This window comes from Burkholderia sp. Bp8986, assembly GCF_003854225.1.
Taxonomy (GTDB): Bacteria; Pseudomonadota; Gammaproteobacteria; order Burkholderiales; family Burkholderiaceae; genus Burkholderia.
The window spans coordinates 1-12,347 of record NZ_QTQM01000016.1 but is presented as its reverse complement, the minus strand read 5'-3'; the positions used below and the strand labels follow the sequence as shown (position 1 = coordinate 12,347).

At 68.0% G+C, this 12,347-nt stretch carries 7 protein-coding genes; 1 reads left to right on the top strand and 6 read right to left on the bottom strand.

Translation table 11 applies throughout. The features are described from left to right. Positions 1-11: 11 nt before the first annotated feature. Positions 12-641 (bottom strand): SDR family oxidoreductase, encoded by a 630-nt coding sequence (locus DID99_RS16360; protein WP_124487395.1) that lies wholly within the window; start codon positions 639-641, stop codon positions 12-14. 252 nt (positions 642-893) lie between these two features. On the opposite strand from DID99_RS16360, the gene DID99_RS16355 reads away from it, so the two are divergent. Then, the gene (locus tag DID99_RS16355) at positions 894-2,414 is read left to right on the top strand and encodes an NYN domain-containing protein (protein ID WP_124667168.1); all 1,521 of its coding nucleotides are present in this window, start codon (positions 894-896) and stop codon (positions 2,412-2,414) included. A gap of 104 nt (positions 2,415-2,518) precedes the next feature. Here the strand turns inward: DID99_RS16355 and DID99_RS16350 are convergent, their stop codons facing one another. From DID99_RS16350 to DID99_RS16330, 5 genes are all read right to left on the bottom strand, one after another. Then, positions 2,519-2,902, bottom strand: coding sequence for a VOC family protein (locus tag DID99_RS16350; protein ID WP_409362701.1), 384 nt, complete (start codon positions 2,900-2,902; stop codon positions 2,519-2,521). A 114-nt stretch (positions 2,903-3,016) separates the two neighbouring features. Next, a complete protein-coding gene (locus DID99_RS16345; RefSeq protein WP_124667166.1) occupies positions 3,017-6,325 on the bottom strand; it encodes an efflux RND transporter permease subunit in 3,309 nt (1,102 codons plus the stop codon). A 3-nt stretch (positions 6,326-6,328) separates the two neighbouring features. After that, positions 6,329-9,442, bottom strand: a complete 3,114-nt coding sequence (locus DID99_RS16340; protein WP_124667165.1) for an MdtB/MuxB family multidrug efflux RND transporter permease subunit — start codon at positions 9,440-9,442, stop codon at positions 6,329-6,331. A gap of 15 nt (positions 9,443-9,457) precedes the next feature. Further along, a complete protein-coding gene (locus DID99_RS16335; RefSeq protein ID WP_124487388.1) occupies positions 9,458-10,825 on the bottom strand; it encodes an MdtA/MuxA family multidrug efflux RND transporter periplasmic adaptor subunit in 1,368 nt (455 codons plus the stop codon). A 273-nt stretch (positions 10,826-11,098) separates the two neighbouring features. Further along, the gene (locus tag DID99_RS16330) at positions 11,099-11,923 is read right to left on the bottom strand and encodes an IclR family transcriptional regulator (protein WP_124487387.1); all 825 of its coding nucleotides are present in this window, start codon (positions 11,921-11,923) and stop codon (positions 11,099-11,101) included. Positions 11,924-12,347: the final 424 nt, after the last annotated feature.

Sequence of the window (12,347 nt, the reverse complement as noted above, 5' to 3'; positions counted from 1 at the left end):
CCGGGCAAGCGTCAGGCGCGCAATGCCTGTTCGATCGGCACGCTGCCGCCGACGAAGCCGATGACCTTGCGCGAAATGCCCAGCTTGATCGCCTCGATCGCGGCCCACGCGACATCCTGGCGCGACACCGGCGGCGCTGCGTCGAGCGGCTCCTCGGTCAGCGCGATCTTGCCGACGCCCGGGCCGTCCGCGAGCGGGCCGGGGCGCAGGATCACGTAATCGATGCCCGACGCGATCACGCGGTCGTCACCTTCGCGCTTCATCTGCGAGTAGTGGCGCAGCGCGTCGCCGCTGCGCTCCGGCCAGTACGCGGTCAGCGAACTGATCACGACCAGCTTCTGCACGTTGTAGGCGAGCGCATGCTCGGCCGCGCGCGCGACCGCGTCGCGGTCGATCTGCTCCTCTTCGGCGGCGCCTTCCGATTCCGCCGAGCCGGCCGCGTAGATCACGTGCGTGATGCCCTGGAACGCGTGCGAGAAATCGCCCGTCAGATCGGCCTCGACGACCTTCGCGCCCGGCAGCGCATAGCCGTGCCGGCGCACCAGCGCAGTCACCTCGAATTCCGGCTGCTCCAGCAGCAGATCCGCGCAGGCCCGGCCGGTGCGGCCGGTCGCGCCAATCAGCAATACCTTCGTCGTCATGAAACCGCTCCTTGCTCGATGCGTCGTCCTTCCAGATAGGGACGGACGACCGATACTCAAGTGTATGTCGATCGGGGCGGCGGCGCTCGGGTAATTGGGGCTGTACCGCACCGAAACGGCTGGCGCGGCGCCCCATCTCCGCGCGCTCGCGCGCACGGATCGCGGAATCGCCCCGCCGACCGGCTATCATGTGCGCGATGCATTTTTCGCCGCCAGGCAATACAACGCGGCGACCAACCGGTTGGAGTACACATGGCATTACCCCTGGACAACGTCAGCATGGCCGTATTCTGCGACTTCGAGAACGTCGCGCTAGGCGTGCGCGACGCGAAGTACGAGAAATTCGACATCAAGCCCGTGCTGGAGCGGCTGCTGCTGAAGGGCAGCATCGTCGTGAAGAAGGCGTATTGCGACTGGGAGCGCTACAAGGGCTTCAAGGCCTCGATGCACGAGGCGAGCTTCGAGCTGATCGAGATTCCGCACGTGCGCCAGTCGGGCAAGAATTCGGCCGACATCCGGCTCGTCGTGGACGCGCTCGATCTCTGCTACACGAAGTCGCACGTCGATACGTTCGTGATCATCAGCGGCGACTCGGATTTCTCGCCGCTCGTGTCGAAGCTGCGCGAGAACGCGAAGAAGGTGATCGGGGTCGGCGTGAAGAAGTCGACGTCGGACCTGCTGGTCGCGAACTGCGACGAATTCATCTTCTACGACGACCTGGTGCGCGAGCAGCAGCGCGCGCTGGCGAAGCGCGAACAGCAGCGCACCGGCAACGGCGGCGCGAAGCGCGCCGACGAGCCGTCGCGCAAGCCGGAACTGGAAGTGCGCCGCAGCGAGGCGATCGCGCTCGCGGTCGAGACGTTCGATGCGCTGGCGTCGGAGCGCGACGACGTCGGCAAGATCTGGGCGTCGGTGCTCAAGAGCGCGATCAAGCGCCGCAAGCCGGACTTCAACGAGTCGTATTACGGTTTCCGCGCATTCGGCAACCTGCTCGACGAAGCGCAGGCGCGCGGCCTGCTCGAGGTGGGTCGCGACGACAAGTCGGGCGCGTTCGTGTCGCGGCCGCGCCAGTCCGCGGCGGCGGCCGAGCCGGTGGCGGCGGCGCGCGATACGGGCGGCGCGCAGCACGGTCACGGCGGGCGCCACGGGGAAGCCGCAACGGCCGAGCGCGAGCCGCGGCGCCGCGGGCAGCGGGCGGAAGCGGCTGTCGGCGAAAGCGTGCGGGCCGATGTCGACGAGGCGGACGTCGTCGACTTCGTGAACGAAGCGGCGCTCGTGCCGGCCGCGACGGCCGACGCGAATGAGGCGGCCGAGACGCACGGTGACGCGAAGGATGGCCGCAAGCGCGCGCGCAAGACCGCAGCGAAGAAGGCAGGGGCGAAGAAGGCCGGCGTGAAGCAGGCGGGCGATGCGAAGGGGGCCGGCCGTCACACGGCGGCGAATCCGGACGAGGCCGCGCACGGCGGTGCGAAGCACGGTGGCGACAAGCATGCGGAAGGCAAGCACACCGAAGGCAAGCAGGCAGTAGCGACGCATCGCGACGCGGACCACGGTGAGGACCGGCACGTCGCGGCGCAGCACGTGGCGCCGACGGCCGGCGAGTACGGTGCCTCGGCGGCTGCCGCGCAGCCGTCGCACGAAGCCGCACCGGCCGCCGAATCGACCGTTGAAGCGGCCGCCGACGCAGCAGCCGGCGCCAAGCCGAAGAAGCCGGCCCGCAAGACGGCGACCCGCGCGCGCCGTCCGCGCAAGACGGCTGCCGTAGCCGAGTAACGGAGTCAGCGGGCGTCAGAGGGCGTCCGGGCGGGGCGGCGTCCGACCGAGGGCGCTGCCCGTGCCGCCGCGTCGGCCGGTGCAACACCGGCCGACGCGCTTCGTTATCCGTTCAGCACGTACGGCCGCGTCATCACCTCGAGGAAGTGACCGTCCGGATCGTCGAAATACACACCACGCCCGCCGTCATGGCGGTAGATCTCACCGGGCTGCCGCTTCGCCGGATCGGCCCAGTGCGGCAGGCCGCGCGCGCGAATGCGCGCGAACACGCGGTCGAAGCCGGCCTCGTCGGTCAGGAACGCGTAGTGCTGAGCGGTGATCTCCCCCTCTTTTTCGCAAAAATCGAGCGACACGCCGTTGTCGAGCTGGACGACCAGCATCGCGCCGAACGGCGTCGGCGCCGGCAATTCCAGAAGTTCGGTGAGGAAGCGGCTCGATGCGTGCTTGTCGCGGCACCAGACGATCGTATGGTTCAGCTGGACGTTCATGGCGGGTCCCCGGGACGGGGCGCGAGGGTGGGCATGGACACACGATAGCCGATCGCCGCCGGCGTGCAAGCCTGTCAGGCGGCCGCGTGGCGCGGCCGCCTGCCCGTGGTCCGCTTACTCCCCGGCCACCGCCGGTCCGCCCGAATTGCCGCGGCGGTTGCGGCGCTTTTCGCCCCACACGCGGAACCGGTCCATGTACAGATAGACGACCGGCGTCGTATAGAGCGTCAGCACCTGCGACATGATCAGGCCGCCGGCGATCGCGATCCCGAGCGGCGCGCGCAGCTCGGCGCCGTCGCCGTGGCCGAATGCGAGCGGCAGCGCGCCGAGGAGTGCCGCCATCGTGGTCATCATGATCGGCCGGAAGCGCAGCAGGCACGCCTCGTGGATCGCATCGAACGACGATTTGTTGCCGTTGCGCGTCTGGTCGATCGCGAAGTCGACCATCATGATCGCGTTTTTCTTCACGATACCGATCAGCAGGATCACGCCGATCAGCGCGATGATGCTGAACTCGGTCTTGAACAGCAGCAGCGCGAGGAGGGCGCCGACGCCGGCCGACGGCAGCGTCGACAGGATCGTGATCGGGTGGATGTAGCTCTCGTACAGGATCCCGAGCACGATGTAGACGGCCAGCAGCGCCGCGAGAATCAGGATCGGCTGGTTGTTCAGCGACTGCTGGAACGCCTGCGCGGTGCCCTGGAAGCTGCCGACGATCGTCGGCGGCACGCCGATCTGCGCCATCGTCTGGTAGATCACCTGGGTCGCCTGCGACAGCGACACGCCCGGCGGCAGGTTGAACGAGATCGTCGTCGCGACGAACAGCCCCTGGTGGTTGACCGACAGCGGCGTCGTGCTCGGGCCGAAGGTCGCGATCGCGGACAGCGGAATCATCGTCGACTTCGACGTCGACACCGCCGCGCCCGACGACGCGCTCGACTTGCCGCTCGACGCGATCGAGTTCAGCGCCTGGTTGCGCGCGGAATCGGACGCGATCGCCGCGGCGCTGGTGGCGGCCGTGCCGGCGCTCGACGTGCCGGCCGAGGTCGCGACGAAGGTGCCGGCCGCGGCGTTGGTGGTCTGCGAGCCGTTCGCGCTGCCGCCCGACGTACTGATCCACACCTGGTTCAGCATCTCCGGGCTCTGCCAGTATTTCGGCGCGACCTCCATCACGACGTGGTACTGGTTCAGCGGGTTGTAGATCGTCGAGACCTGGCGCTGGCCGAACGCGTCGTACAGCGTGTTGTCGATCTGCGCGGGCTTGATGCCGAGCCGCGCGGCGCTCGCGCGGTCGATCGTCACCATCGCCTCGAGGCCGCCTTGCTGCTGGTCGGAGTTCACGTCGGTCAGCTCGGCGCGCTTTTGCAGCGCCTCGGTCAGGAGCGGCGCCCACTTGTACAGCTCGGCGCTCGAATCGCCGAGCAGCGTGAACTGGTACTGCGCGCTGCTTTGCCGGCCGCCGACGCGGATGTCCTGCGCGGCCTGCAGGAACGTGCGCGCGCCCGCGACGTCCGACAGCGGTCTGCGCAACTGCTGGATCACCTGGTCGGCCGACAGCTTGCGCTCGGTGCGGTCCTTCAGCGTCACGAACATGAAGCCCGAGTTGGTCTGCGTGCCGCCGGTGAAGCCCGCGACGCTCTTCACGTTCGGGTTCGCCTGCACGATCCGCATCATCTCGGCGAACTTCAGCTTCATCGCCTGGAACGAGGTCGACTGGTCGGCCTGGATGCCGCCGATCATCAGCCCGGTGTCCTGCTGCGGGAAGAAGCCCTTCGGCACGATGATGTACAGGTAGACGTTCAGCCCGATCGTCGCGAACAGGATCAGCAGCACCAGCAGCGGGCGGCGCAGCGCCCACGACAGCGAGCGTTCGTAGCCGCGCTGCATCCGCGTGAAGAAGCGCTCGAGGAAGCGGCCGAGGCGGCCTTCCTCCTGCACCTCGTGCGCTTCGCGCAGCAGCCGCGCGCACATCATCGGCGTGACGGTGAGCGACACCGCGAGCGACACGCCGATCGCGAGCGACAGCGTCAGCGCGAACTCGCGGAACAGCCGCCCGACGATGCCGCCCATCAGCAGGATCGGCAGGAACACCGCGACGAGCGAGATGCTCATCGACAGCACCGTGAAGCCGACCTCGCGCGCGCCGTCGAACGCGGCCTGCAACCTCGGCTTGCCGTTCTCGATGTGGCGCGTGATGTTCTCGAGCACGACGATCGCATCGTCGACGACGAAGCCGGTCGCGACGATCAGCGCCATCAGCGACAGGTTGTCGATCGAGAAGCCGAGCAGGTACATCGCGCCGAACGTGCCGACGATCGAGATCGGCACCGCGACGCTCGGGATCAGCGTCGCGCGCCAGTTGCGCAGGAACAGGAACACGACCATCACGACCAGGCTGACTGCGATCAGCAGCGTGTGCTCGGTGTCCTTCAGCGACGCACGGATCGTCGTCGAACGGTCGAGCACCGGCGTGACCGTGATGTCGGCCGGCAGCGACGCGGTGAGCTGCGGCAACGCCGCGCGCACGCGGTCGATCGTCTCGATGATGTTCGCGCCGGGCGAGCGGTAGAGGATCACGAGCACCGCGCGCTTGCCGTTCGACAAACCGAGGTTGCGCAGGTCCTCGACGCCGTCCACGACCTCGGACAGGTCGGACAGCCGCACGGCCGCGCCTTTGCGGTAAGCGACGACGAGGTCGCTGTACTGCGACGCCTGCGACGCCTGGTCGTTCGTATAGAGCTGGTAGTGCTTCGGGCCGAATTCGATCGCGCCCTTCGGACTGTTGGCGTTCGCGGACGCGAGCGCGGCCCGCACGTCCTCGAGGCCGATCCCGTAGTGGAACAGCGCGTGCGGCTCGAGCTCGACGCGCACGGCCGGGTTCGCGGAGCCGCTCACCGACACCTGGCCGATCCCGTCGATCTGCGACAGCGACTGCTGCAGCACCGTCGATGCGGCGTCGTACAGTTTCGCGGGCGACGACGTTTCCGACGTGAGCGACACGATCATGATCGGCGAGTCGGCCGGGTTGACCTTGCGATACGTCGGGTTGCTCCTGAGCGACGCGGGCAGGTCGGCGCGCGCCGCGTTGATCGCGGCCTGCACGTCGCGCGCGGCGCCGTCGATGTCGCGGTTCAGCCCGAACTGCAGGGTGATCCGCGCGTTGCCGACGGTACTGGTCGACGTCATTTCGCTGACGTCGGCGATCGAGCCGAGGTGCCGCTCGAGCGGGCTCGTCACGCTGGTCGCGACCGTCTCGGGGCTCGCGCCGGGCAGCGACGCCTGCACCGAGATGGTCGGGAAGTCGACCTGCGGCAGCGGCGACACCGGCAGCCTGATGAACGCGAACAGGCCCGCGAGCGCGACGCCGAGCGCGAGCAGCGTCGTCGCGACGGGGCGGGTGATGAAGGGGCGCGACAGGTTCATTGCTTACACGTCCGTGCGCGCGCCGGCGCCGGGGCCGTGCCGCTCGAACCAGCCGCGCACGCGGCGCGCGAGGCTGTCGAAGCCGAGGTAGATCACCGGCGTCGTGAACAGCGTCAGCACCTGCGACACGATCAGGCCGCCCGCGATCGCGATCCCGAGCGGCTGGCGCAGCTCGGAGCCCGCACCCGCGCCGACGATCAGCGGCACCGCGCCGAGCAGCGCGGCGAGCGTCGTCATCAGGATCGGCCGGAAGCGCAGCAGGCACGCCTGGTAGATCGCCTCGCGCGGCGGCTTGCCTTCGACCCGCTCGGCTTCGAGCGCGAAGTCGATCATCATGATCGCGTTCTTCTTCACGATGCCGATCAGCAGCACGATCCCGATGATCCCGATGATGTCGAGGTCGTGCCCGGTGATCATCAGCGCAAGCAGCGCGCCGACGCCGGCCGACGGCAGCGTCGACAGGATCGTGATCGGGTGGATGTAGCTCTCGTACAGCACGCCGAGCACGATGTACATCGTGACGACCGCCGCGAGGATCAGGAACAGCTGGTTCGACAGCGACGCCTGGAACGCGAGCGCGGCGCCCTGGAAGCGCGTCTGGAACGAGCCGGGCAGGCCGATGTCCTGCTCGGCGGCGCCGATCGCCTTCACGGCCTCGCCAAGCGACGCGCCCGGCGCGAGGTTGAACGAGATCGTCGTCGACGGGAACTGCGACAGGTGCGCGACGAGCAGCGGCGACGGCCGCTCGTGGAACGACGCGATCGACGACAGCGGCACCTGGCCGCCGCCCGCGGATGGCAGGTAGATGTCGCTCAGCGATTCGGCGTAATGCTGCTCCTTCGGCTCCGACTCGAGAATCACGCGGTACTGGTTCGACTGAGTGAAGATGGTCGACACGATGCGCTGGCCGAACGCGTCGTACAGCGCGTTGTCGACGGTCGCCGGCGTGATGCCGAAGCGCGCGGCGCTCGCGCGGTCGATCTCGATGTAGACCGACTGGCCGTTGCTCTGCAGGTCGGTCGCGACGTCGGCGAGCGACGGCTCCTTCTGCAGCCGCGTGACGAGCTTCGGCACCCAGGTCGCGAACTCGTCCGGGTTCGGGCTCGTCAGCATGAACTGGTACTGCGTCGGGCTCACGGTCGAGTCGATCGTCAGGTCCTGCACCGACTGCATGAACAGCGAGATGCCGGTCACGTTCGCGACGCGCTGCTGCAGGTCGCGGATGATCTGTGCGGACGATTCGGAGCGGGCGTCGCGCGCCTTCAGGTTGATCAGCATCCGGCCGCTGTTCAGCGTGATGTTGCTGCCGTCGACGCCGATGAACGACGTGAGGCTCGCGACGTTCGGATCCTTCAGGATCTCGGCCGCGAGCGCCTGCTGGCGTTCGGCCATCGCGCCGTACGAGATCGACTGCGGCGCCTGCGTGATCGCCTGGATCACGCCGGTATCCTGCGCGGGGAAGAAGCCCTTCGGTATGAACACGTAGAGCAGGCCGGTCAGCACGAGCGTCAGCACCGCGACGACGAGCGTCGAGCGCTGGCGGTTCAGCACCCATTCGAGCGCGACCCCGTAGCGTGCGATCACCCAGTCGATCGCGCGGTGCACGCGCGCCTCGAAGCGGTGGCTCTCCGGCGGCGGCGAATGGCGCAGCAGCTTCGCGCACATCATCGGCACGAGCGTGAGCGACACGATCGCCGAGATCACGATCGTCACCGCGAGCGTGATCGCGAACTCGTGGAACAGGCGGCCGACCACGTCGCCCATGAACAGCAGCGGGATCAGCACCGCGATCAGCGACACCGTCAGCGAGATGATCGTGAAGCCGATCTGTCTCGAGCCCTTCAGCGCGGCCTCGAGGCCCGTGTCGCCTTCCTCGACGTAGCGCGCGATGTTCTCGATCATCACGATCGCGTCGTCGACGACGAAGCCGGTCGCGATGGTGAGCGCCATCAGCGACAGGTTGTTCAGCGAGAAGCCGGCCATGTACATCACCGCGAGCGTGCCGATCAGCGACAGCGGCACCGACAGGCTCGGGATGATGGTCGCGTAGACGTTCGCGAGGAACAGGTACATCACCAGCACGACCAGCGCGACCGCGAGCAGCAGCTCGAACTGCACGTCGCGCACGGCGGCGCGGATCATCGTCGTGCGGTCGGTGACGATCTGCACGTCGAGCGCGGCCGGCAGCGTCTCCTGCAGCTTCGGCAGCTGCGCCTTGATCGCGTCGACGGTCGCGATCACGTTCGCGCCCGGCTGGCGCTGCACGTTCAGGATGATCGCGGGCTCCGCATTGACCCACGCGCCGAGCTTGGTGTTCTCGGAGCCGGCGACGATCTTCGCGACGTCGGTCAGCATCACCGGGCGGCCGCTCTTGTAGGCGACGACCGCGTCGTTGTATTGATCGGCGCTGGTGAGCTGGTCGTTCGCGTTGATCGTGTACGCGCGCGTCGGGCCGTCGAAGTTGCCCTTCGGCGTGTTCACGTTCAGGTTCGAGATCGTCGTGCGCAGGTCGTCGAGGTTCATCCCGTACTGCGCGAGCGCGGTCGGGTTCGCCTGGATCCGCACGGCCGGCCGGTTGCCGCCCGACAGGCTGACGAGGCCGACGCCCGCGATCTGCGAGATCTTCATCGCGAGACGCGTGTCGGTCAGGTCCTGCACCTGGGTGAGCGGCAGGGTCTTCGACGTGATCGCGAGGGTCAGCACCGGCGCGTCGGCCGGGTTGACCTTCGCGTAGATCGGCGGGGCAGGGAGGTCGGACGGCAGCAGGTTGCCGGCCGCGTTGATCGCGGCCTGCACTTCCTGTTCGGCGATGTCGAGCGGCAGGTCGAGCGAGAACTGCAGCGTGATCACCGACGCGCCGGCCGAGCTTTGCGACGACATCTGGTTCAGCGACGGCATCTGGCCGAACTGCCGCTCCAGCGGCGCGGTGACCGCCGACGTCATCACCTCCGGGCTCGCGCCCGGATAGAAGGTCTGGACCTGGATCGTCGGGTAGTCGACCTCGGGCAGGGCGGCGAGCGGCAGGAAGCGCAGCGCGACGAGACCGGCCAGCATGATCGCCGCCATCAGGAGGGCGGTGCCGACCGGCCGGAGAATGAAGAGGCGGGATGGATTCATCGAGCGGCCCGCGCGTTACTGGGCCGCGGGGGCCGCTGCCTGCGACGCGCCGTGCTTGTGTCCGCCGCGGCGGGCGGCCGCGCCCGATGCGCCGGACGCCGCGCCGGCGCCGTGCGCGCCCGACGCGCCTTTCGGCTTGTCGGCCGGGATCGTGATCTTCGCGCCTTCGCGCAGCCGGTCGGAGCCGTCGGTGACCACGCGCTCGCCGAGCGCGACGCCGCTGACGATGCTCGTGCGCTCGCCGTCGACCGGGCCGATCGTGACCTTGCGCACCGTCACCGTGTTGTCGGGCTTCACGATGTACACGAACTGGCCGATCGAGCCCGTCAGCACGGCGGCCGTCGGCACGATCGTCGCATCGCGCATCACGTCGACCAGCAGCCGCGCGTTCACGAACTGATTCGGGAACAGCAGCCCTTCCTTGTTATCGAAGGTCGCGCGCAGCTTGACCGTGCCGGTGCTGGTGTCGATCTGGTTGTCGAGCGTGGCGAGCGAACCCGTCTCGAGCGGTACCGTGTTGTTGCGGTTGTACGCGGTGACCGACAGTTTCCGGCCCGCGTTCACCTGCTTGACGATCTGCGGCAGGTTGTCTTCCGAAGTCGTGAAGATCACGCTCATCGGCTGCAGCTGCGTGATCACGACGATCCCGTTCGTGTCGCCCGGCGTCACGTAGTTGCCGGGGTCGACCTGGCGCAGGCCGACGCGGCCCGACACCGGCGCCGTGATGCGCGCGTACGCGAGGTTCAGCTTCGCGGAATCGATCGCCGCCTGGTCGGTCTTCACCGTTCCTTCATATTGCTTGACGAGCGATGCCTGGGTGTCGACCGTCTGCGACGCGATCGAATCCTGCGACAGCAGCGTCTGGTAGCGCTTCAGGTCGAGGCGGGCCGTCGCGAGCAGTGCCGAGTCGCGCGCGTGCGTGCCTTCGGCGTTCTCGAGCGCGACCTGGTACGGGCGCGGGTCGATCTGCGCGAGCAGGTCGCCCTTCCTGACGATCTGGCCTTCCTGGAACGCGACCGACTGCAGGTAGCCCGACAGCTGCGTCTTGACCGTCACGCTCGCGAGCGGCGTCACGGTGCCGAGCGCGGACAGCACGATCGGCATCTCGCCCTGCGTCGCGGTCGCGACCGATACGGGTTGCGGAACGTTCGCCATCGCGGCGGGGCCGCCGCGGCCGCGATGGCCGCCGCCTGCGCTCGCGCCGGAGGCCGCGCTGGCCGCCGCCTGCGCGTCGGCCTGCGTGCGGTTCCACGGGTGCCACCACAGCAGGCCGCCGATGACGACGACCGCGAGCGTCCCGATCACCAGCGTGCGGCGCGGGCGGCGCGCGGCGGGGGAGGCGGGATCCTTCGAAGGGGGCGTGGGCTTTTGTTGATTGTCCATCGGATTCTGTCAGGAAGACGGCTCGGCAGGCCGGGAAACGGGCCCGAAACCGGGCTGGAAAACGGGCCTGGGCGGCGCAGGGGCATGCGGTGCCGGAAGGCCGGCTCGGTCCGGGCCCTTCCGGTCTGCGCGGAAAAAGAAAAGAGCGGTGCGCGCCGCGAATGCGGCGCGACGATGGGCATGATCCTACGTCCCGTCCCCGTTACAGTCCAGTCGTCTATCTTTCAACGGGTTACGGTCGTTACAGAACGCGACGGGGCGATGACGGATCGATTACACGGCGCTGCGCCGGGCCGGCGCGCCGCCGATCTCGCGGGTGATTTTCGCGATGCACTCGTGCAGCGCGGGCACCACGTGTTCCTGCAGCCATTCGGGCGGGCACTGACTCGATGCGCCGCCGCAGTTCACCGAATAGCGCTGGCCCGACGGGCCGACGAACCCGGCCGCGACCGCATTCAGCCCTTCGCGCCATTCGCCGATCGCGATCGCGTGGCCGGCGCGCATCGCGTCCTCGAGGCCGGGGGTCAGCCGTGCCGATACGTGCGGCCAGTCGTCGCCCGCCGTCGCGCGCAGCGCGTCGAGCAGCGTGCGGCGCTCGTCGTCCTCCAGCGCCGCAAGATACGCGCGGCCGACCGCGGTGCGCGCGATGTCCATCCGCGAGCCGATCTCGAGGCGCGTGACGAGCACGGCCGAGCGCGGCCGGATCACGTCGATCGCGACCATGTCGAGCCGGTCGCGCACCGCGAGGTGCACCGACAGCGACGTGCGCTCGGCGAGTTCGATCATGAACGGCCGCGAGCGCGCGCGGATGTCGAAGTTGCGCAGGAAGCCGTGGCTCAGCTCCAGCACCGACGCGGTCAGCACGAAGCGCTCGCTGTCGGGCAGCTGGAACAGGAAGCCGGCGCTGACGAGCGTCGCCGTGATGCGCGACACGGTCGGTTTCGGGATGCCCGTCAATTCGGTCAGCTCGCGGTTGCTGACCGGGGCGTCGGCGGCCGCGATGCGGCGCAGCACAGCGAGGCCGCGCGCGAGCGCGGTGATCTCGTCCGGCGACGATTCGCGGTCTCGGGGCGCGGGAGGCGTTACAGATGTCGACACGAGGGATTCTCTCTATTTCCGAAACTCGATTTCATTTTGTTGGTATTGTAGGATGATTGTCAAAAGATGCATGTTCCATGGGTGAATCGTTCATTCGATGCGATTTTACGGGTTCACCCTTGGTTTATTAGGAAAGTGCTCAAATGAGCATTGCCGGAAAGTGAACAAACCGGTGCAAATACCGCTTGACTTGTCGGGCGGAAACGGAAAGAATGTCTCACGTTTTCGAAACATCGTTTCAGGAGTTTAACCGGCAACGGTGTTTCGCGCAGTCTCTCAGGTTCTAGCACGGCCCTCGGAATGGCTAGAACTTTTTTAGCGCCACGGTCTCCGTGGCGCTTTTTTTTGGTTCATCGAGGATTACCGGGGAACGCGGCGCGGATCTTGAGGAAGAAGTATTCGTCGTCGCGGTACCCGTAAGCCC